At 69.2% G+C, this 21621-nt stretch carries 14 protein-coding genes; 5 read left to right on the top strand and 9 right to left on the bottom strand.

Translation table 11 applies throughout. The annotated features are described in order from the left end of the window. Positions 1 to 188: 188 nt before the first annotated feature. A complete protein-coding gene (locus F0U44_RS21235; RefSeq protein WP_149730380.1) occupies positions 189 to 2099 on the bottom strand; it encodes a penicillin-binding transpeptidase domain-containing protein in 1911 nt (636 codons plus the stop codon). Between the two features lie 111 nt (positions 2100 to 2210). Here F0U44_RS21235 and F0U44_RS21230 point away from each other — a divergent pair, with 111 nt between their 5' ends. Then, on the top strand, positions 2211 to 4049 hold the full coding sequence (locus F0U44_RS21230) for a DPP IV N-terminal domain-containing protein (protein ID WP_149730379.1): 1839 nt from the start codon (positions 2211 to 2213) through the stop codon (positions 4047 to 4049). A 24-nt stretch (positions 4050 to 4073) separates the two neighbouring features. Here the strand turns inward: F0U44_RS21230 and F0U44_RS21225 are convergent, their stop codons facing one another. Further along, on the bottom strand, positions 4074 to 4913 hold the full coding sequence (locus F0U44_RS21225) for an SGNH/GDSL hydrolase family protein (RefSeq protein ID WP_149730378.1): 840 nt from the start codon (positions 4911 to 4913) through the stop codon (positions 4074 to 4076). 140 nt (positions 4914 to 5053) lie between these two features. On the opposite strand from F0U44_RS21225, the gene F0U44_RS21220 reads away from it, so the two are divergent. Together F0U44_RS21220 and F0U44_RS21215 are read left to right on the top strand one after the other, a co-directional pair. Continuing rightward, on the top strand, positions 5054 to 5710 hold the full coding sequence (locus tag F0U44_RS21220) for an Abi-alpha family protein (protein WP_149730377.1): 657 nt from the start codon (positions 5054 to 5056) through the stop codon (positions 5708 to 5710). Next, on the top strand, positions 5707 to 6993 hold the full coding sequence (locus F0U44_RS21215; RefSeq protein ID WP_223163786.1) for a DUF445 domain-containing protein: 1287 nt from the start codon (positions 5707 to 5709) through the stop codon (positions 6991 to 6993). Before F0U44_RS21220 ends, F0U44_RS21215 begins: the two co-directional genes overlap by 4 nt. A 12-nt stretch (positions 6994 to 7005) precedes the next feature. Here F0U44_RS21215 and F0U44_RS21210 read toward each other — a convergent pair whose 3' ends face one another. Then, entirely contained in the window at positions 7006 to 7590 is a 585-nt protein-coding gene (locus F0U44_RS21210) for an aggregation-promoting factor C-terminal-like domain-containing protein (protein WP_246160737.1), read from the bottom strand. Between the two features lie 178 nt (positions 7591 to 7768). Here F0U44_RS21210 and F0U44_RS21205 point away from each other — a divergent pair, with 178 nt between their 5' ends. Beyond that, positions 7769 to 9184, top strand: coding sequence for a M15 family metallopeptidase (locus F0U44_RS21205; protein ID WP_188113608.1), 1416 nt, complete (start codon positions 7769 to 7771; stop codon positions 9182 to 9184). A 120-nt stretch (positions 9185 to 9304) separates the two neighbouring features. Here the strand turns inward: F0U44_RS21205 and F0U44_RS21200 are convergent, their stop codons facing one another. The 3 genes from F0U44_RS21200 to F0U44_RS21190 form a co-directional block, all read right to left on the bottom strand. After that, on the bottom strand, positions 9305 to 10468 hold the full coding sequence (locus tag F0U44_RS21200; RefSeq protein ID WP_149730374.1) for a DUF222 domain-containing protein: 1164 nt from the start codon (positions 10466 to 10468) through the stop codon (positions 9305 to 9307). A 165-nt stretch (positions 10469 to 10633) separates the two neighbouring features. Beyond that, positions 10634 to 11317 (bottom strand): helix-turn-helix transcriptional regulator, encoded by a 684-nt coding sequence (locus F0U44_RS21195; protein WP_149730373.1) that lies wholly within the window; start codon positions 11315 to 11317, stop codon positions 10634 to 10636. A gap of 101 nt (positions 11318 to 11418) precedes the next feature. After that, the gene (locus F0U44_RS21190; RefSeq protein ID WP_188113607.1) at positions 11419 to 12933 is read right to left on the bottom strand and encodes a hypothetical protein; all 1515 of its coding nucleotides are present in this window, start codon (positions 12931 to 12933) and stop codon (positions 11419 to 11421) included. A gap of 133 nt (positions 12934 to 13066) precedes the next feature. Here F0U44_RS21190 and F0U44_RS21185 point away from each other — a divergent pair, with 133 nt between their 5' ends. Continuing rightward, a complete protein-coding gene (locus F0U44_RS21185) occupies positions 13067 to 15442 on the top strand; it encodes an ATP-binding protein (protein WP_149730371.1) in 2376 nt (791 codons plus the stop codon). On the opposite strand, the gene F0U44_RS21180 is transcribed toward F0U44_RS21185, so the two are convergent. The 3 genes from F0U44_RS21180 to glmS form a co-directional block, all read right to left on the bottom strand. Further along, the gene (locus tag F0U44_RS21180; protein ID WP_149730370.1) at positions 15430 to 17913 is read right to left on the bottom strand and encodes a peptidoglycan DD-metalloendopeptidase family protein; all 2484 of its coding nucleotides are present in this window, start codon (positions 17911 to 17913) and stop codon (positions 15430 to 15432) included. The two genes, F0U44_RS21185 and F0U44_RS21180, sit on opposite strands and share 13 nt — an antisense overlap. 87 nt (positions 17914 to 18000) lie before the next feature. After that, a complete protein-coding gene (locus F0U44_RS21175; protein WP_223163785.1) occupies positions 18001 to 19716 on the bottom strand; it encodes a DEAD/DEAH box helicase in 1716 nt (571 codons plus the stop codon). Positions 19717 to 19789: 73 nt separating this feature from the next. Beyond that, entirely contained in the window at positions 19790 to 21619 is a 1830-nt protein-coding gene (gene glmS, locus F0U44_RS21170) for a glutamine--fructose-6-phosphate transaminase (isomerizing) (protein WP_149730368.1), read from the bottom strand. Positions 21620 to 21621 lie beyond the last annotated feature (2 nt).

Genomic DNA, 21621 nt, shown 5'->3' with positions numbered 1-21621 from the left:
ACGCGGTCCCGCGGTCGTCGCCCCTCGAGCCCCACGAGGGATAACCGTTCGGACGTTTCTTGCTCAGACCCTTGCCCACCTCGCCCGGTCCCGGGTTATGGTGATCTCGTCGTTTCGGAGGGAGCACCAACGAACACGACCGAGCCCCTTGACGTTGACCCCATGCGACGCAGGGGGCTCGCTAGTTTTTATGGGGCGGCGGCCCGAAGGAACGCCTCCAGGATCGGGCCCGCGGTCTGGGACCCCGACTCCCCGACGCCGACGAACACCGCGACGGCGAGGTCGCCCTGGGCGGCGATCATCCACGCGTGGGTCTGGATGCCGCCGTCGCCCTCGAACTCCGCCGTGCCCGTCTTGGCGATGACCGGGTCGCCCGGCAGGTCGACCAGCAGGCTACCGCTGCCCTCGGTCACGACGCCGCGCAGCATCGTGCGCAGCTGCTCGGCCTCCTTGCCCGTCAGTGGGGTGTTGTCGTGGTCGGCGACGTCGACCTGCGTCAGGAGCCGAGGTACGACGAGCGCCCCCTTCTGCACCGACGCGATCACCGACGCCATCGTCATGGGTGAGGCGAGCACGGTGCCCTGGCCGATCATGTCGGCTCCCTTCTCGGTCTCACTGGCCGGCGGCAGGACGCTGCCGAAGTAGGCGGGGAACCCGAGGTCGTGGTCGACGCCGAGCCCGAGGCTCGCCGCCGCGTCGACGAGGTCGTCGGGACCGAGCTCGTCGCGGGCGCCGATGAAGGCGGTGTTGCAGGACTGCGCGAGCGCCGTACGAAGGGGGATGTCGCCGAGCGCACTGCTCGGGTAGCCGGTGTAGTTCTTGAACTCCTTGCCGTCGACGTCGAGCGTCGCCGGGCAGCTCACGGTGCTGTCGGGCGTGAGCCCAGCACGCAGCAGCGCGAGGCTGCTCACGATCTTCATCGTCGAGCCGGGCGGGAACTGTCCGTAGGTCGCGAAGTTCTGCCCGGCGTTGCCCGGTCCGTTGGCGGCCGCGAGGATCGCGCCGTCGCTCGGCCGGATCGCGACGAGTGCGCTCGACGGGACGATGCCGGCGAGCAGGTCCTCGGCGGTCGACTGCAGGTGAGGGTCGAGGGTGAGCTCGAGCGGATCCCCGTCAGCGCCGTCGACGCGGTAGAGCTCGCGTGAACGCGGGTTGGTCTCCGACACCGCTTCGACGACGCGGCCGGGAGTGCCGCCGAGCTGGTCGTCGTACCTCGCCTGGAGTCCGCTGACCCCGGCGATGTCGCCCACCTCGTAGCGCTCGGGGTCCTCCTCGATCATCTCCGCGGTCACCGGCCCGACGCGGCCGAGGATCGGCGCCGCGAAGTCCTTGGTCGGCGCCAGCGCGATCTCGTCGGCGACCGCGAGTGACCCGTCGATCGACCGGAGCCCGGCCTCGACCTCGGAGGGGACCTCGCCCTTGCGATAGGTGATCGCCTCGACGAACGCCCGGTCGCCGGCTGCCTTCACCGCCTTCACGTAGGCGGCGACGTCGATCCCGACCAGCGTCGCGAGCTGACCTGCAGCCTGGGCCGCTTTGGCGCCCTTGACCTGCACCCGGTCGATGCCGATCCGCGTGACGGGCCGCTCGGTCACGAGCACCGCGCCGTCGGCGCCGAGGATCTCGCCTCGCTTCGCCGGGACGGTCGTCGCGTCGAGGACCTCCTCCTTGCCCAGGTCTTTCACGACGATGCCCTGCTGCCAGGTGACCTGCCACCCGTCGCCAGCGGGGGTCAGCTCGACGAGCGTGTCGTAGGTCCACGGGTCTTCGCCCTCGACCACGGGCCATGACCAGGTCAGGCCGACCGTGTCGAAACCCTTGTCGTCGTTGAAGTCGCCGACCTCGATGGTCGGCGTGATCCCGTCCATCCCGGTGATGATCGCGCTGTAGCGCTCGGCGACGATGCTCGGTTGCTCGTTGGCGAACGGGACGGTTTCGAGGCTCTTCGAGCGCGCCTCGGCATCGGGCTCGGCCAGCGCCTTCGCGAGCGCTCCGGCCACCGCCTTCGCCTCGTCGCTGTCATCGCCCTGGACCTCGTCGGAGCAGGCCGAGAGCAGGAGCATCAGGCAGGTCGGGAGTGCCACCGAGATCCGTCGCATGCGACGGTTTTATCAGCCTTCCGGATGATGACTGGGGCGCTACCTGCGGCGTAAGTTGGCGCGCATCCCTGTCCGGGCGGGTGTCCACTCCCCGCTCCCAGGAGGAATCCGATGCGCACTCCCCGCATCGCGCTCGGCGCGTTCGCCCTCGCCACCACAGCCCTGGTGGCCCCAGCCACGACAGTGGCACCCTCCGCCGCTAAGGCCGTGGTCGTCGCCGCAGTGACCCCGGGGATCAACGGCGAAATCGCGCTCGCACGCACGGACGGCTCGTCCAACGACAACATCTACCTGGTGGGCCCGACCGTGGGCGACGTCCAGTTGACCACCGACAACGAGTCGCGCGACCCCGCGTTCTCCGCCGACGGCACCCAGATCGCCTACGCGACCACGGGCGACGGGGAGAGCGACATCTGGATCATGGACGCCGACGGCAGCAACAAGCACGCGGTGGCAGCCAGCTCCGCAGCAGAGACGGACCCGGCCCTCTCCCCTGACGGGACCAAGATCGCCTACGAGCTGGCGGGGAACGGCGGCTCGGACATCGCCATCGCGAACAGCGACGGCTCGGGCCGGGTGCGGCTCACCGGGGCGGCGAGCCACGACACCGATCCGGTCTTCTCCCCGGACGGCACCAAGATCGCCTACACCAGTGCAGTGGCTGGGTTCGCAGCGATCTACGTGATGAACATCGACGGCTCGGGACAGACCGCTCTCACCAACAACTCCTGGAGCGACTCCCAGCCGGCCTACTCCCCCGACGGCAACAGGATCGCCTTCGTCAGCAACCGCGACGGAGCCAACCAAGAGATCTACACGATGAACGTGAGCGGCACGAGCCAGAACCGGGTCACAACCAGCTCGGCCTCCGACGTGCACCCGTCCTGGTCTCCCGACGGCACCAAGATCGCCTTCGAGACCGACCGTCACGGCTTCGCCGACATCTACACGATGAACGTCAACGGCAGCGGCCTGAGCCGCGTCACCGTCAACTCTGTCACCGATGCCAGCCCTACCTGGGGGCCCACGATCACCCTTTGCCAGGGCAGAGCAGCAACCATCACCGGCACTGCGGGCAACGACTTCATCGACGGCACCGCGGGGCCGGACGTCATCCACGGACTCGGCGGCAACGACGTGTTGCGGGGCTTCGACGGCGCCGACGTGTTCTGCGGTGGCACCGGCACCGACAGGGTTTCCTACACTGACCACGAAGCGGCAACGACCGCCGACCTCACCGGTGGCACCGGGGACGACGGCTCCGACGAGGACGGTCCGCAGGGTGCGCGCGACTCCATCGGCAAGGACGTCGAAGGGCTGGACGGCGGGCGAGGCGCCGACGAGCTGACGGGAAGCTCCGCGGACAACGCGCTTTATGGTGGCCAGGGCGCGGACACGATCCGCGGCGGAGGCGGCGCCGACCTGATCAGCGGCGGAACTGGTTACGACACGCTCTACGGAGAGGAGGGGGATGACGACATCTTCGGCGGTAGCGGCGATGACCTGCTCGCGGGCGGCGAGGGCAGCGACTTCCTCACTGGGGACAACGACGCCGACCTGCTCATCGGCGGCCCACAACGTGACGAGGTCAGCTACGCCAGTCACTTCGGAGTGGCGGTCACGATCGGCGCTGGTGCGGATGACGACGGCGACTCCCTGGACGGCCCGGTGGGTCAGCGCGACACCGTCGCAGCAAGCGTCGAGGACATCTTCGGGAGCTCGGGCCCGGACAGCCTCACCGGGAGCAACGGTGACAACACGATCTACGGCGGCGCGGGAGCCGACAAGCTCTACGGCCTCGGCGGCACTGACTTCATCGACGCGCTCGACTTCGTGAAGGATTCGGTCATCAACTGCGGCGACGGCAACGACTTCCCTGCCCAGCGCGACGCGATCGACCCGGCGGGCAGCAGCTGCAGCGGCGCCACCGGCAGCCCCCGGACGGGATGACCACCCGTCCGGGAGCTTCCTGGGTCAGGCGGCGCCGACCAGCAGCGGGCTGACCAGCGGCGTGTAGCCGGAGGAGTGCCCGAGCTTGTTGGGGTGGTAGCTCTCGCTGATCGGGTTGGAGAGGCCGTTGAGCCACTCGGTGCTGTCGCAGACCGCGTGCCCGATGAACTTGCTGGTCGGGTTGGCGAACTTGAAGCCCTTGGCGGAAGCGGCAGCCGACAGCTTGGCATTGAGCAGGTCGGCGGTCTGGTTGAGACGGGTCTCCTCCGCCGGGGAGAACCAGGTGGCGGCGTTGCAGTCCTCGCCCATGAAGAGGCGCGGGTAGCCGGTGACGACCACGACGGCGCTCGGCGCACGCGACTTGATCGATGCGTAGAGCGTGTTGAGCCGCGTCGGGAGCGTGTTGTTGATGAACGACTGGGCGCCGTCGATCGCTCCGTTGCAGTCCGACATCCACCCGGGCTGCGCGCACTCGGTGATCACGTCGGAGAAGCCGGCGTCGTTGCCGCCGACCGAGATGGTGACGTACTTCGTCGTCGACACGACCGCGCTCAGCTGCGAGCTGGTGACCGTCGACGTGGTCGCGCCGGAGCACGCCTTGAAGGTGAGGGTGTAGCCCTTCTGCTGGGCGACGAGGTAGGGATAGGCGTACGTCGATCGCTGACAGCTGCCGCTCTCGCTGGTGTAGGTGCGGGTGCCGACGCCGGAGGCGTAGGAGTCGCCGAGCGCGACGTAGGACGGCGCGACCGCGTGGGCCGGAGCCTGGACGGTCAGCGGGACGAGCGCGGCGAGGACCGGGAGGAGTCCGACGATCGCGAGGCGGAGGCGTTTGCCGACGAACCGGGAGCGAGCGAGTGCAGGCATGGATGACCTTTCCCAAGAGAAGCCGACCCGGGTACGGGTCGTACCGTTGTGACCCAGGTCACTCAAGCACTCGTGGCCGACGCTGACCAGAGATCAATCGACCCCTGTGGACTAGCAGGTGTTAGCAGTACGGTTCGGCCATGGCCTCCCTCCTCGATCCGCTCGGCCTGCTCCCCCGCACCGTGGCCGCCGCGAAGGTGGGCCTCAAGGTCGCCGGCTGGACCGAGCAGCAGGCGATGCGCATGCTCGGATCCCGCCTCGCGGCGCCGGGCAACGCACCGCTCGAGCTCGAGACGCCGAAGCCGTCGAGGTCGCTCGACCAGAAGATGCAGAGCCTCCTGGACCGGGCGCTCGACCAGAGCACCGACGGCAGCCAGAGCGAGCTCTACCACCGGATCATCGACCAGCTCGTGCCCGACGAGGCGCGCATCATCAGCGCGCTCTCGGACGGGTCGTCCTCGCCGCTGGTCACCATCCGCACCCGCACCCCGGCCGGTGGCGCCGGCAAGGTGCTGCTCGCCAACGCGTCCCTCGTCGGCCGCACTGCCAACCTGGCACTCCCGCACATGACCGCGACCTACGTGTCGCACCTGCTCTCCCTCGGGCTTCTCGAACGGGGCCCTGAGGACACCGCCATGAAGCAGGACTACGAGATCCTCATGGCCGAGACCTACATCCTCAAGGCGATCAAGGCCGCGAGCCGGGGCCCGCTCCCGGCCCGCATCGACAAGCGCACCGTCCGCGTCACCACCCTGGGTCGCGGCCTCTGGGAGGCCGCGACGGGAGGCCGGCTGTGACGTCGTACCTCTCGGCCCATCTGCCAGGGCTCATCACCTGGATCCAGAGCTGGTCGGAGATCAAGGACGACTTCGGGGTCAACTGGCTGGTCTACGTCTCGATGCCGTTCGTCGCGGCGTTCGTCGGGTGGAGCACCAAGATCGTCGCGCTCGAGATGCTCTACCGGCCGGTCGAGTACAAGGGCATCGGGCCGTTCGGCTGGCAAGGCATCGTGCCGCGGCGAGCGGGCAAGGTCGCCGCGACCACCATCGAGCTGCTGACCACCAACCTCCTCAAGCCCGAGGAGCTGCTCGACAAGATCAACCCCGACGAGGTCCTCGAAGCACTGCGCGAGCCCCTGGTCACCGCGATCTCCGAGATCACCGCGGAACTCGCCGAGCAGATCCGCCCCGGCCTGTGGGAGTCCCTCCCGGATGCCGGTCGGCGCGCGATCCAGGCCCGCGTGATGAGCCAGGCGCCGAAGGTCGGCGAGCGGCTCCTGCGGGAGATGAAGGCCGACCTCAACCGCTACGTCGACGTGCAGTTCCTCGCGGTCACCACCCTGATCCGCAACAAGGACAAGCTCAACGACCTGATGCGGTCGCTGAGCACCGACGCGATGGCGTTCGTACGACGCAGCGGCATCTACTTCGGCCTCGGCATCGGCCTGGTCCAGATGGTCGCGTGGGCCGTCTTCCAGAACCCGTGGATCATGCCGGCCTTCGGCTTCGGCGTCGGTTTCATCAGCGACTACATCGCCCTCAACATGCTCTTCCGCCCGTTGCAGCCGACCCGTTACTTCGGGCTCTTCACCTTCCAGGGCCTCCTGCACGCGCAGCGCGAGAAGATCACCCAGGACTACGCCAAGATCCTGGCCGAGGACCTGTTCTCCCCCGAGAACCTCTTCGAGGGCATCCTCAACGGCCCCGGCGCCGACAAGCTCTACGCGCTGATCGCCAAGGAGGTGCACACGGCCATCGACGCCCAGTCGGGCATCGCCACGCCGCTCGTGTCACTGGCGGTGGGCAGCGCGAAGTACCGGGCGATGAAGGACACCGCGACCCAGCTCATCATCGAGCGGCTGCCGCAGACGCTGGCCGACGCCCAGGACTACACCATGAGCGTCATCGACCTCGAGGGCACGATCGTCGAGAAGATGAGCATGCTCAACAACGACGAGTACGAGTCGATCCTGCGCCCGGTCTTCAAGGACGACGAGCCGCTGATGATCTCCGTCGGCGCCATCCTCGGCGGCATCGTCGGTGAGCTCCAGGTCCAGGTCATCGAGCACTTCGGCCACTGACCTGGCGGCCCGTCAGTACCAGCCGGTCTTCTGGCTGTGGGCCCACGCGCCCTCGGGGTTGCCGTAGCGGGCCGCGATGTAGGCCAGGCCCCACCGGATCTGGGTCTCCGGGTTGGTGCGCCAGTCACGACCGACGACGGCCATCTTGGTGCCGGGGAGCGACTGGGGGATGCCGTAGGCACTCGAGGTCGGGTTGTCGGCGAACTGGTTCCAGCCGGACTCGCGCTGCCAGAGGGCGTCGAGGTAGGGCCACTGCGCCTCGCCGAACCCGAAGTCGAGCAGCAGCTGGTAGCCGAGCGCCCGGTTGCTGCCGGGGTCGACGTCGGCCGGGGCGATGATCGGAGGCGCGGTGTAATTCTGCGCGATCCGCTCGGCCAGGCGTCGTAGCTGCTCGAGGATCACGGCATCCGGTACGTCGAACCTCGCGCCGCCCTCGCCGCGAGAGACCCGCTCCGCGCGCTTCGGCTCCTTGGCCTTCTTCGGGGCCTCGGTCGCCGAAGGAGATGCCTTCGCGTCGGGCTCGCTCTCAGGGGCGGCGCAGCTCGTCAGGGCGACCGCGAAAAACGCAGCCACCGCGACATGCCGGAATCCCCCCATGTCGACATTGTGACCGAGGTCTGCTGATAGCGCGAACGCACGACCAGACCACCTGCGCAGCGCCGCTTGCAGCATGCTGCAAACGGTCTACTGGCGTGCTCCAGGCCTCCTTAACGTCCGTCTCGTGATCGACGACGACCGTCGCCGGCGAAACCGAAGGACCAGAAGGAGCTCTCCCATGAACGTCTACGACTACACGGCCCGCCGGCGGATGCGGAAGGTGCTCTCTGCGCTGGTCTGCTCCGCCGCCCTCGGCTCCGTGCCGGCCATCATCGACGCCACTCCGGCGCAGGCCTCCACCGCGCCGGCACCCAGCGCGTACGACTGTGGAGACGCACCGGCGCGGTTCTTCCAGCTCCGCGACGGCAACGCCACCGACGGCTACTCCCAGCTGTGGTCGGCTTCGGTCACCGGGCCCGAGTCGGCGAACCCGACCTTCTACGACTGGAAGCCGATCCACACCTTCACCGGCGTCAAGCCCGTCGCCCTGGCTGCCCGTGACATCAAGAAGTCGACGAACACCGTCAGCCCGGGCTGGGTCAGCTACGTCTACTTCAGCGGTACCGACAAGAACCTCCACCAGTTCCGCTGGGCGCCCAACGAAGGCACCGAGTGGCGCCAGGACCAACTGACGACCTCCAACCTGTGGGGCTACAAGGCCCTCGCCTGGAACGGACGTCTGTGGGGTGTCAAGGGTGACACCTCGACGTACGAAGGGGACCTGTACGTCGCCACCGGGCTCGACAACTACGAGGACGACCCCTACGACACCCCGTCGGGTCAGTACGTCGTCAAAAACAACTTCGGCTACCCGAAGTCCTTCTACGGCGTGACGGGTGGCAACCACCAGATCGGGTTCGCCAACACGGCCGGCGAGCTGAAGTACGCAACGACACTGGGCGGCTATCAGACCTCCACCGTGCGCGCGAGCTCTTGGAATGCGGGCCGCACCGTCGACCTCGGTGGTGGCCTGCTCTACCGCTTCCTCGGCGGCACGACCAACGAGGTCAAGCGCTACACCCTGGGCGCGATCGAAGGCAGCAACACCGGCATGGGCACGGGTGTGGTGATCAAGTCCGGTGTTGCCTCCGACGACGCGCCGACCACGACCGTCAGCGACCTGTGCCAGGTCTCGACGGCGCCGACGACCGAACCCGTCGCTGCCAGCTGCTCAGCAGTCACAGCATCCGTCCCGATCGAGCACACGACCCTCGTGTCCGGACCGACCGGCTACTCGTTCCGCGTCCACAAGTGCCTCGCTCCCAGCCTCGATCGGCTGCTCGACGCGGCCTACTCGTCCGGCCACATCCTCAAGGGCTGGGGTTTCCGGTCCTACGACTCGCAGGTGCAGCTGCGCAAGGAGCACTGCGGCACGTCCTACTACGCGATCTACGAGATGCCTTCCAGCCAATGCTCGCCGCCCACTGCGCGGCCGGGCAGCTCGATGCACGAGCGCGGGCTGGCAATCGACTTCACGAGCAACGGCGATCCACTCAACACGAGCGACTTCAACTGGCTGGCCGCCAACGCGGACTCCTACGGCATGTTCAACTTCCCGAAGGAGAGGTGGCACTGGAGCACCAACGGCAACTGAGCACTGACGCCTGCGCCCGCCCTCGACTCTCGAGGGCGGGCACTGGCGTTTTCCCTTGCCGTTTCGGCATGCCGATGGCCCCGCAGGTGGGCGGGGTCATCGGGCGACGATCGAGGTGGGTCAGTGTTCGGGAAAGACGGGATCGGCCCAGGGTGGATCGTCGTCGTCGGGATGCGGTGGGACGGGTGGGTCAAGGGCATGTGTGCCTTGGGGTCCGACGAGGAATCTTCTGCCGCTGCGTGCGGTCCAGAGGTAGAGGCCGGGTTGTGGTGTCTCGACCAGGTGGAACCGATCGGGAATCTCGTAGGAGTCGATCGGGTAGTGGCCGGGTGGATCGATCATGGGTCGTACGACGACCTGGGTGCCGGGTTGGGCGGCCCATTGGCGGGCCTGTTCGACGTGGATCGGTCGTTGGGTGTTGCCGAGCCGGGCGACGTTGTGACCACGGGAACCGCTGAGAGCGGCGTCCGTGAGGTGGACGAAGAGCTCGAGCTTCTTGCCCTTCAGGGTGCGCTTGATCTCCCCGGTGTCGGGATCGGCGATGGGCAGGTCGAGGGCGAGGTCGCCGCGGGCGATCTCACCGAGCGCCATCGAACGACGTACATCCAACGACTCCTCACAACCCGACAGTCGCAGCTCCTCAGCACGGCGGGCGACGGCCTCATCCAGCGCGAGGGCATCAGCCAGGTCGAGGATCGAGGACTGGTCGACGACGCCGTCGGTGGCCTCTTGCACGTCGATGGTGCAGTGACGCCGGTCCGCGGCGTCCTGACGCCGCTCCTCTGCAGCATCGGGGTCGTAGCGGTCGATCGCCTCAGTGACGACCCGGTCGATCTGCGCCCACGTGCAGCCGGCGAGAGCGAAGCCGAGGTGGCGGTCGACGAATGATGCGGCTTCCTCCGAGAGCCAGCGGGTGCGTTCGGCGACCTTGAGCGCCTTCCACACCGGCACCTTTCCAGTCAGCACGGCCTCGGTGATGGCCGGGAGACGCCAACCGGTCTCCACGACCTTCCCGACGTAGTCCCGACCCGAGTCCAGCGACCGCTCCAGGGTGGCGCACAGCTCCTGCAGCGCGAACTCCGACACCAGCGGTGCTCCCGGCCCGGCGATCGGGATCCCGGTATCGATGTAGGAATCCCGGATCGTCGCCGCGCCCGCCGGGTCGTCGACCACGTTGGCATCTGCCCAGGCGATCAGGTTCGAGAACTCCTCGACCTCAGCGTTGCGTCGAGCGATGACGCCGGCGGCGAGGTCGTCGAGCAGTTCGCTGGTCGTCCGGTTCATGTTCCATATTCAACACGAGACCTCCGACATTAGCCCTCGACCGGCCTCTGGGCTGTGGAAAGGGGCCTTGGGCGGGCGCGGGCCTTGGTTTCGAGGCTCGCTGCGCTCGCACCTCAACCAACGGCACGCTCGGGCTACTCGACCAACAGAGGCCTCCTCCGCGGACTACTCGACGAACAGGTGCGCTCCGAGCCGCATGCCCGCTGTGAAACGAGAACGGGTGTCCAGCGCCGTGAGGATGGCGGCGACCTCGCTGCGGACCGTGCGGATGCTGAGGTCGAGACGAGCGGCAATCGTGGCGTCGCCCAGGTCATCGGCCATCAGCGACGCGATCTGCCACTGGCGCACCGACAGCAGCGGCGCGGCTTCGAGGTCGGCGGAGGCGACCGGGACCGCCGTCGCCTGTGCCTTGCGGAAGTAGTTCATGGCCGACTGCACAGCCGGCGGATCGGTGACCAGCAACAGGGAGGGAGCGCCGCCGATCGCGGGGCCGGCGACAACGGCCCGGCGCCGGTCGAACAGGTGGACTCGTGCCTTCGCTCCCCGACACAGCAAGGGCGATCCGCCGTTCGCGCCGTTCGCGAGCAGCGCCCTGGCCTCCGACCCGATCCCATCGACGTCGTAGAGCTCCAGCTGCCGCACACCGCGCCGCGACAGGTCGCGGACGGCGCCCTGGGCGGCGGCGACCTCGAGGATCGTGGCGGCCGGGATGACCGAGAGGACCTCGGTCGACTCCTGAGCCAGCCGGTGCACCTGGCGGCGGATGTCGACTGCACCGGTCGCCAGTAGTGCCACGCCCGGGTGGTGGCCGGGACCTGCGTGGACTTGTTCGGTAGTCAATGCAGACACGGTCGTCCCCTGTCGTCGAAACGGTCACGGGCTCGGCGAGGAGCGGACCTCACCGGTCCGGCTGGTCGCCGGACCGGTGCGGTCCTCATCGCTGCGCTCGGCTACTGCCAGGTGCCGGCGACCTGGCCGGCGTAGTTCCACGAACCACCAGCAGCGTTCGTCGCATCGGATCCGACGCTCGACTTGTAGTAGTGGAGCTCACCACCGGACTCGGTGGCGAAGACGTAGACCACACCGGTGTCGGTCTTCACCGCGGAGGAGACCCCCGCCCACGAACGGTTGCCGACGGAGCCGGGCCCGGTCCAGCCACCTTCGGTCGGGGTGTAGCGATACTCGAGGTCGCCGCCGGTCTTGGTCGCGAACCCCCAGACCCGCCCTGACTTGTCCGTGCTGACCGAGACGTCGCCGGCGTAACCGCCGTAGCCGTACTCGTTGTTGGCGACGCCCATCGTGCCCGTGCCGGTGGACTTGTAGTAGAAGATCCGACCCCGGTACGCGGCGTCGGCCGTCGCTCCCTTGACCGCGAACACCCAGACCTCACCGTCCTTCACGGTGCTGGAGATGCCAGCCCAGTCGCCGGCTCCGATCTGGTCCATCGACGTCCACGTCGAAGAGCCGCTGGCGGTCTGGTGCCTGTAGAACAGCTGACCCGCGGTGTTCGTGGCATACATCCACACGCGGCCATCGCCGTCCTTGCTGGCCGCGACGTTGTCCCAGTTGTAGCCCGTGCTGATCGACGAGGACCACGTCCAGTCACCGGTGTTGGCGTCGTAGGTGGCCGAGCGCAGCGCACCTGTCGTCGAGGTGGTGAGGATCCAGACCTTGCCGTTGCCATCGACCGTCGCGGCGACTGATTTGAAGGAGCCGGTGCTGACCGATGACCAGTCCGTCCAGTACGGCGAGCTCGACGTCGAGTAGCGGTACTTCAACGAGGTGCCCGAGATCGCGAGCGACCACACCCGGCCGGTGGGGGTCGAGATCGTCGCGTGGCCTCCGGCGTGGAGCTCGGTCGCGGTGCCAGCTCCTGAGCCGTTGCTGCTCAGGAGTCGCGTCCCGGTACCGGGTGACGACGTAGTGAAGCTGTACCCGTCGATGGTGGTCGGAAGGGTGGGAATCTCCAGGTGCAGGTGCGGGCCGGTGCCGGCTCCGCATCGGTGTCCAGGAGCCTCCGCGTCCGTCGGCGGGTCGGGGTGCAGGCGGCCGAGGATCTGGCCCTGCTGCACGCTCACCCCGGATTCGGTGATCCCGAATGCCTGGACCGACGCCGTCGTCAGGTGGCGGTAGACGAAGACGGAGCCTCCGACGTTCAGCCTGACCGTTGCCTGTCCCCATGCATCTGTGCAAGACATCGCGGCGGTGCCGGCTCCGACTGCCTCGACCGGGTTGTTGTTCACCCCGTCGACGGGAGCGAAGTCCCACGCAGTGGCGCCGTACGCGGCTCCATGGTTTCCATCGTTCACCCGCCAGGTCTCACCGGCGGCCCACGGCAGCTTGTAGCTCGTGGCAGCGCTGGCGCTCGGCGGAACCGTCGCACCGCCGCTGACGGCGACCACGCTGCAACCCGCGGCCGCGGCGAGCGCGAGCGTCGCCATCCGCTTCCTCTTGATTCCCTGCATGTCCTTCAACCCTTCGTCTCCGCCGGTGTTCGGGGGACCGGCACGGGCGTCACTGAACGCCCGTGGACCCCTGCCCGGACACGAAGTCGGACGAAGTCGGACAGGCCGGACAGGGGTGGTGTTTGATGTGGCCATGGCGGTCGGCTCGGGCTCGGGATCTCCGCCGACGCCTGACGGCGTCACGTCGTACGACGACCTGGTGGCCCGTCTCCAAGAGCTCCGCATCTGGGCGGGTGTCAGCTATCGCGAGTTGCACCGACTGGTCGCGAAGTCACGTCGGGACCGCGGCATCCCCGAGATCCCGGCGGTCGACACGGTGCACCGCGCGCTGCAGCCCGGCCGCAGCCGGCTCGACGTCGAGCTCGTCGTCGACATAGCGGCGGCGCTGCTCGGCGACCCGGGGAAGGCCGCGCCGTGGCGCCAGGCGTGGGCGGCGGTGGCCGGTTCCGAGACTCCAGCGGGGATCGTCGCGATCTCCGACGAGCTCCCTGCGGCGCACGGGCAGTTCACCGGGCGGTCCCTGGAGCTGGCGACGATCCTCGACGCCGCCGGTCGCACCGACGGGCTGCCACCGGTCGTCGCGATCGAAGGCATGGGCGGCATCGGCAAGACCACCCTGGCGACCCAGGCGGCCCACCAGCTCGCCAGTGCCGAGAAACGGGAAGTGCTGTGCGTCAACCTCCGCGGGTTCGACGACACGCTGCTGCCCGCAGAGCCAGCCGCGGTGCTCGGCGGGTTCCTCCGCTCGCTCGGCGTGCCCGGCAGCCAGCTCGCCGGTCTCGACCTCACCGGCCGGCGCAAGCGCTTCCGCGAGCTGATGCACGACCGACGGGCGATCCTGCTCCTCGACAACGCGGCGTCCGCCGAGCAGGTCGCCCCCCTCCTCCCGGCCAGCTCCGGCTGCGTCGTGCTCGTCACGAGCCGCCAATCGCTGGAGGAGGTCGCGACGGCGCGACTGCGCCTGACGACCTTCACGACCGTCGAAGCGATCGAGCTCCTCCGGTCCTCGGTCGGTGCCGACCGGATCGACCAGGAGGCGACCGCAGCAGCGGAGCTGATCGACCTCGTCGGCGCCCTCCCTCTCGCGCTCGAGCTGGTCGCCGCCCGCATCAACGCCACCCCGTCGTGGACCCTCGACGACCACGTCGACCGCCTGCAGGACGCCCGGCAGCGCCACCAGCTCGAGCAGGGTGTGGAGCTGGCCCTGCAGACGTCGTACCGCTCGACCGGCGAGGGTCACCGCACCCTGCTGCGGCGGTTGGCGCTCCACCCCGGCACGTCCACGGACGCCTACGCCGCGGCATCGCTCAACGGCGACACGCTCGCGTCGACCGAGCAGCAGCTCGCCGATCTCGTCGAGGCCTGCCTCCTCCACCGCGAGGGCGACCGCTTCTCGATGCACGACCTCGTACGGACCTTCGCGCTCGGGCGCGCCTACGACGAGGACCCGGCATCGGTGAGGAAGACGGCCGTCCTCCGGATGGTCACCACCTACGGCCACATCGCCCACGAGGCCGCGCTGCTCCACACCCCCGAGGCCGGCACCTGGATGTTGACGCCCGCGGGCGAGCCCGGCCCGATGCCACCCCTCGACGACTCCGACCGGGCTGCGGCGTGGTTCGGCGCCGAGTGGCCTCACCTGATCGCGGCGAGCCTCCAGGCCCTCGACCGCGAGCAGCCCGACCTCTCGGCCCAGGTCGTCCTGGCCGTGCTCCGCTACCTCGACGTCACCGGCCACACCGACGCGACCGAGGCCCTGCTGCGCCGGGTCGCGGCGGCGACGACCGGCGTCCCCCGTGCGCGCTGTCTCACCGCCCTCATCCTGACCCTCTTCCCGCAAGCCCGCTTCGCCGAGGCCGAGCAGCCGCTGACGGACGCCCTGCAGGAGTACCGCACCATCGGCGATCTGGCCGGCGAGAGCTCGGTCCTCAACAACCTCGGCCTCGTCCACGGCAACCTCGGCCGACCCGAGGAGGCCGCTGCGATGTTCGAGGAGTCAGCGGCTCTCGCCGCGAAGACCGGCGACGCCGGGCGCGAGATGCGCCCGCTCCTCAACCTCGGCGAGGTGGAGGCGAGCCTGGGTCGCAACGACGAGGCGCTCGCCCACCTGCGTCGGGCCGACGAGATCGCCGCCGGCCTGGGCGACGACGCCCGCCGTACGGAGACCCGGCTCGCCGTCGGCGAGCACCTCCGCCTCACGGGTCGTTACGACGAGGCCCAGGTCGAGCTGCTGCACGCCCGGGAGCTGGCGGAGCGGACCGGGTTCACCGAGCTGTCGGTCTACGTCCTCAGCGGTCTCGGCGCGATCGAGGGCGCCTTGGGTCGAGCCGACCAGGCGGTCACGCTCCACGAGGAGGCGGGGCGGACCGCACGGGAGGCTGGCCTGTTGCGCGCCGAGATCGACGCGCTGACCGAGTACGGCGACACGCTGGACCGGCTCGACCGCCCCGTCGACGCCGCGAGGGTGCGGGCAGAGGCCGAGGCGCTGCGACCTGATCAGATCCCGTAGGACCCGCGGCCACCGCCACCTGGCTCGATGAGCTCGCTGGTCCACCCACCGCCGGCCGGCACGGTCGCGGTCGACCCGTCGTTGGTCTTGAAGGACCACAGGTCGCCGTCGTCCTTCGCCGCGACCACTTCCACCTTGCCGCTGCCCTGGTGCACGGTTGACGACACGCTGACCCAGTCGCCGTTGCCGAGCTCGCCCCAGTCCGCCGAGCCCGGGGCCGTCCAGCCGCTCGTGGTCGTGTAGCGGTAGCGCAGCAGCCCGTCGGTGAACGTGGGGGCGAAGACCCACACCCGGCCGGAGAGGTCGGTGGCGGCCGAGACGTCGGCCCACCGGCTTCCGGCTCCGAACTCACTGGCCGAGGTGCTGAGCAGGCCGTCACTGGTGGACTTGTAGTAGAAGATCCGGTTGGAGTAGGCGCCCGAGTCGGAGCCCTTCACGGCGAAGAGCCAGACCTGGCCGTCCTTCACCGTGCTCGACAACCCACGCCAGTCGCCGGCCCCGACCTGCGTCATGTCGGTCCAGGAACCGTTGTTCTGGCGCTTGTAGAAGAGCCGGTCGGCGGTCCCGTCGATCGTGTTGGTGGCGGTCGCGAACATCCAGACGCGCCCGGCGTCGTCGGTGCTGGCCGCCACGTCGCCCCAGTTGTAGCCGGCACTCTGCGGCGCCGTCGGGTCGTCCCAGCCAGCGCCGGTGGTGGTGCTGGAGGGCGCCTGCGCCGTACGGCGATAGCGCAGCTCACCGTCGTTGCTCGTGGTCAGCACCCAGATCCGGCCCGAGCCGTCGAGTGTCGCCGCCACCGACCGGAAACCGGCGCTCGACCCGTTGTAGCCGTCGCCGAAGACCGTCCAGTTCCAGTCGGTCATCCCGGTGTAGCGGTAGACCAGGGTGCCACCCGGCGTGATGACGAAGTCCCACTCCCGGCCCGATCGATCAGTGACAACGGCGTGCCCGCCGAGGGGGGCCCGGTCCTGGTCGGGGTCGTAGCCCTGGCTCGTCCAGAAGCTGCTCGGAATCGGGTTGGCCTGCACGTTGCACGGCGCGTCAGGCGCCTCGCCACCGGAGCAGACGCTGGCGGCAGCAACCGTGTGCCATCCCGGGCGCATCTCGATGTGGGTCTGGTAGTTGACCTGCTCGACCCCTCGGTAGTCCTCGTAACCGATGGTCTGACCCCGAGCCACCGTCGTGCCGACCGCCAGCGACGTCGTCGCCGGGTTGGTGTGCAGGTAGACCACCGTCTTCTCGAGAGTGGCGTTGTAGATCGCGATCGTCGACAGGCAGCCCACCTCAGCGCCGCGGCATCCGGTGATGATGTTGGTGACCGTGCCCGACACCAGGGCGTGGACCGGCGCCCCGACGTAGCGCCGCGTGTCGATGCCCTCGTGCTTGCCCTCGCGGGTCAGGTAGGCCGCGAAGCCGGCCGTCACCGATCCACCCGGCGCCAGGTAGAGCCCGTAGGAGATCGAGAGCCGGTCGATGGTGGCGAAAGCGGTCCAGCCCGAGGGGTCGGCGCTCGTGTGGCGGTAGAGCACCTCACCGGACGTCTTGGTGCCCGCGACCCACATCTGCGCGTCGTCGACGTCCCACGCCGCCGAGACGCCGGACCAGTCGGCAGCACCCCAGGACTTCTCCGTGCCCCACGTCGTGGTGCCGGCCGAGGTCTGGCAGTAGTTCAGGGCGCCGGTGGCGGCGCGGGTCGCGAAGAGCCACATCCGCCCTGACGCGTCACCGCTGATGGCCACATCGTCGGCGAAACCGGTCGACGGTCCGCCCGAGCACTGGAAGGCCGCGCGCGTGGTGGCGTCGATCGTCGCGCCGTTCGCGGCGGACCGGAAGGTCGAGATCTTCCCGTCGCTGCCGGCGGCGGCCAACCACACCCGGTTGGTGCCGGCCTGGAGGCCGGCCGAAGCGGCGGCCCAGGTCGTCGTACCGACGCGGGCGACGGACGTCCACGCGCTCCACGACCCGTCGACCTGCTGCCGCGAGTAGAAGAGGTTGCCGGTGTCGGTCGTCGCGAAGGTCCAGGCCCGGCTGGCAGCGTCGGTCGTCATCGCCACCGTCGCCCACTTCTGGGCGCCGCCCGGCGCCGCCGCCGTGGTCCAGGCGGTCCACTCGGTGCCCGTGTTGGTGGCGTACTTCAACGTGCCACCCGCGGTCACCACCGCCATCACGAGCCGTCGGGCACCATCGACGGTCGCGGTCGTGCCGGCCACCGACGTGTAGGAGCCGGCGATCGTGGACCAGTCCGTCCAGAAGGGGTCGTCGTCGATCGTGTAGCGCGTCTTCAGTACGCCGGCGGGTGTCACCCGCATCAGCCACTCGCGCCCGCTCGGAGAGTTGACGAGGGCGTGGGCGCCGGGCAGGTCGTCGTCAGCGACGGTGACGATCGGTGCCGTCACTGGCGTCGGGCCCGCGAGCGCAGGCACGAGCAGTGCCCCGAGCAGGAGGAGCAAGGACGCGATTCGTTGCAGCAAGACAAACCCCCGGGAGCGACGAAGACTGCTGGTCGCAGACTTGGTCACGACCGGGGGTAAGTCAATAGTCCCGATGGGCCCTGTGGATCAGTCGCGCGGCGGGCGCTTGCTCGGCGGGCCGTAGTCGCGCTGCAGCTCGATGAGCTTGCCGCTGATGCGGGTCTCCTTGAGCTTCTCCCACACCGGGCCCGGCAGCTTGGCCGGCAGCTCGACGATCGAGTAGTCGGGGCGGATGGTGATCCGGCCAAAGTCGTTGCGGCCCAGGCCACCCTCGTTGGCGAGTGCGCCGACGATCTGGCGGGGCTCGACGCGGTGGCGCTTGCCCACCGCGATCTTGTACGACGCCATCGGCTTGTCGCTGCGCGGCTGGCGCGGGCCCCGGTCGGGACGCTCACCACGGTCACCCCGGTCGCCGCGGTCACCGCGGTCCTCGTAATCGCGGCGCGGGCGCTCCGGCTGCTCCTCGAGCACCAGCGGGGTGTCACCCTGCAGGACGATCGCGAGCGCGGCGGCCACGTCGGCCTCGGGCACGTCGTTGTTCTTGACGTAGTGACCGACCACGTCGCGGAAGAATCCGATCTGCGGCGACTCGAGAGCGGCGGTGATGCGGTCGTCGAAGCGAGCCAGGCGGGTGGCGTTGACGTCGTCGACGCTCGGCAGCTGCATCTGCTCCAGCGGCTGACGGGTCGCACGCTCGATGTGCTTGAGCAGGTAGCGCTCGCGCGGGGTCACGAACGAGATCGCGTCACCGCTGCGACCGGCGCGGCCGGTGCGGCCGATCCGGTGGACGTAGGACTCGGTGTCGGTCGGGATGTCGTAGTTGACGACGTGGGTGATCCGCTCGACATCGAGACCACGGGCGGCGACGTCGGTCGCCACGAGGATGTCGAGCTTGCCGGACTTCAGCTGGTTGACCGTGCGCTCACGCACCGCCTGCGCCACGTCGCCGTTGATGGCGGCAGCACCGAAGCCGCGGGCACGCAGCTTCTCGGCGAGGGTCTCGGTCTCGTTCTTGGTGCGGACGAAGACGATCATGCCCTCGAAGTTCTCGACCTCGAGGATGCGGGTGAGGGCGTCGACCTTCTGCGGGTAGCTGCAGATCAGGTAGCGCTGCGCGATGTTCTCGGCGGTGCGGGTCTTGCGCTCGATCGAGATCTCGACCGGGTTGTTGAGGTACTTCTGCGACAGCGACCGGATCTGCTTCGGCATGGTCGCCGAGAAGAGCGCGACCTGCTTGGTGGCGGGGGTGTCGGCGAGGATCGTCTCGACGTCCTCGGCGAAGCCCATGTTGAGCATCTCGTCGGCCTCGTCGAGCACGAGGAAGCGCAGCTCGGAAAGGTCGAGCGTGCCCTTCTCGAGGTGGTCCATGATCCGGCCCGGGGTGCCGACGACGATGTGCACGCCGCGGCGCAGCGCGGAGAGCTGAACGCCGTAGCCCTGGCCGCCGTAGACGGGCAGCACGTGGACGCCCTTGGTCGTGGAGGCGTACTTCTCGAACGCCTCGCAGACCTGGAGCGCGAGCTCACGGGTGGGGGCGAGCACGAGGGCCTGCGGCGACTTCTGGGAGAGGTCGAGCTTGTCGAGGATCGGCAGCGCGAAGGCGGCCGTCTTGCCGGTGCCGGTCTGGGCGAGGCCCATGACATCGCGGCCCTCGAGGAGGTGCGGGATGGTCTGCGCCTGGATCGCGGAGGGCGACTCGTAGCCGACGTCGGCGAGCGCCTTCAGCACCTTCGAACCGAGTCCGAGATCACCGAACCCGGGGGTCGCGTCGGTCTGGTCCTGGTCAGGTGCTACGTCACTCACCCGACAACGGTAGTGGCCGACGCCACTGATTGCGCATTTGTGAGCGCGGTGCCTTGGGTCACTCCCCCGGCCGTCACTCGACGGTGACGGACTTCGCGAGGTTGCGCGGCTTGTCGATGTCGTGACCCAGGTGCCGGGCCGCGTGGTAGGCCAGGATCTGCAGCGGCACGGTCAGCAGGATCGGGTCGAGCTCGACCTCGCTCCTGGGCACGACGATCCGCTCGGCCTTGATCCCGCGCAGCGGCACCGAGTCATGGGTGACGACGACCAGCGGCCCCTTCCGCGCGGCGATCTCGTGGAGGGCGGCGACGTTGCGCTCCACGAGCTCGTCGTCGGGGACGATCGCGATGGTCGGGACGGCCGGGCTGATCAGCGCAAGTGGGCCGTGCTTGAGCTCGGAGGTCTGGTAGGCCTCGGCGTGGCGATAGCTGATCTCCTTGAACTTCTGCGCGCCCTCCCGCGCGACGGGGAAGCCACGCACCCGGCCGACGAAGAAGAGGCTCTCGGCCTCGGCCAGCCGCTCGGCGACGCCGGCGAGGTGGTCGTCGGTCGCGATGATCTCCTCGATCTTGCGCGGCAGCGCCTCCAGCGCACCGATGAGACGGCGACCGTCGGCGATCGACATGTCGCGCACCCGACCCAGCTGGAGCGCGAGCATCGCGAAGCCGAGGTACATGTTGGTCAGCGCCTTGGTCGAGGCGACCGCGACCTCGGGCCCCGCGTGCAGGTAGATGCCGCCGTCGACCTCGCGGGCGATGGCCGAGCCGACCACGTTGACGAGGCCGATCGTGCGCCCGCCCTTGCGGCGGATCTCCTGGACGGCGAGCAGGGTGTCGAGGGTCTCGCCGGACTGGCTCACCGCGACATAGAGGGTGTCGGGCTCGATGATCGGGTTGCGGTAGCGGAACTCCGAGGCAGCCTCGGCGTCGGCCGGAATGCGCGCGAGCTCCTCGATGAGGGTCGCCCCCATCTGCCCGACGTAGTAGGCCGAACCGCAGCCGAGCACCTTGATGCGCTTGATCTCGCGCAGCTCACGCGCGTCGAGGTTGAGGCCACCGAGGTGACCGGTCGCGAAGCGCTGGTCGAGGCGACCGCGGAGCACCCTCTCTGCAGCGGCGGGCTGCTCGAGGATCTCCTTGTGCATGAACGACTCGTGGTCGCCCGCGTCGTAGGAGGAAGGGTCGATGTCGACGCGTGCGGCCCGACGGTTGGTGGCCGACAGCCCGGTGGCCTCGAGGCGGTACGTCGTGAAGCCGGTCGCGGTGACCGTCGCCATCTCGCCGTCGTCGAGGTGGGCCACCGTCGTCGTGTAGCGAACCAGGGCAGCCAGGTCGGAGGCGACGTGCATCTCCTTGTCGCCGACGCCGATGATCAGCGGGCTGCCGTTGCGGGCCACGACGATTCGGTCGGGGAAGTCGACGTGGAGCACCGCGACGCCGTAGGTCCCCTCGATGCGGCCGAGCGCCTCGGCGACCTTGGCCTCGAGGGTGTCGGCCTCGGAGCGCCCGATCAGGTGCGCGAGCACCTCGGTGTCGGTGTCGGAGACCAGGTCGACACCCGCCTCACCCAGCTCGTCGCGCAGCGCGGCGGCGTTGTCGATGATCCCGTTGTGCACGACAGCGACGCGTTGCTTGCTGTCGACGTGGGGGTGGGCGTTGGTGTCGTTGGCCGGGCCGTGGGTCGCCCAGCGGGTGTGGCCGATGCCGACCTTGCCGGCGAAGCGCTTCGGGAGCTCGTCGCTGAGGTCGCGCACCCGTCCGGCCCGCTTGGCGACCTTGATGCCGCTCGCGCCGAGCACGGCGACGCCCGCGGAGTCGTAGCCGCGGTGCTCGAGCCGGCCGAGGCCCTCGAGGAGGAGCGGGGCGGCCTGGTGGGAGCCGAGGTAACCGACGATGCCGCACATGG

Origin of the sequence: Nocardioides humilatus (assembly GCF_008373755.1) — a bacterium.
Taxonomy (GTDB): Bacteria; Actinomycetota; Actinomycetes; order Propionibacteriales; family Nocardioidaceae; genus Nocardioides; species Nocardioides humilatus.
The sequence above is the reverse complement of the archived record's forward strand: the minus strand, read 5'-3'. Positions and strand labels throughout refer to the sequence as shown.

Coding starts and splice junctions, on each gene's coding strand:
- F0U44_RS21235 (WP_149730380.1), bottom strand. CDS start 2,099: ATGCGACGGATCTCGGTGGCACTCCCGACCTGCCTGATGCTCCTGCTC.
- F0U44_RS21230 (WP_149730379.1), top strand. CDS start 2,211: ATGCGCACTCCCCGCATCGCGCTCGGCGCGTTCGCCCTCGCCACCACA.
- F0U44_RS21225 (WP_149730378.1), bottom strand. CDS start 4,913: ATGCCTGCACTCGCTCGCTCCCGGTTCGTCGGCAAACGCCTCCGCCTC.
- F0U44_RS21220 (WP_149730377.1), top strand. CDS start 5,054: ATGGCCTCCCTCCTCGATCCGCTCGGCCTGCTCCCCCGCACCGTGGCC.
- F0U44_RS21210 (WP_246160737.1), bottom strand. CDS start 7,590: ATGGGGGGATTCCGGCATGTCGCGGTGGCTGCGTTTTTCGCGGTCGCC.
- F0U44_RS21205 (WP_188113608.1), top strand. CDS start 7,769: ATGAACGTCTACGACTACACGGCCCGCCGGCGGATGCGGAAGGTGCTC.
- F0U44_RS21200 (WP_149730374.1), bottom strand. CDS start 10,468: ATGAACCGGACGACCAGCGAACTGCTCGACGACCTCGCCGCCGGCGTC.
- F0U44_RS21190 (WP_188113607.1), bottom strand. CDS start 12,933: ATGCAGGGAATCAAGAGGAAGCGGATGGCGACGCTCGCGCTCGCCGCG.
- F0U44_RS21185 (WP_149730371.1), top strand. CDS start 13,067: ATGGCGGTCGGCTCGGGCTCGGGATCTCCGCCGACGCCTGACGGCGTC.
- glmS (WP_149730368.1), bottom strand. CDS start 21,619: ATGTGCGGCATCGTCGGTTACCTCGGCTCCCACCAGGCCGCCCCGCTC.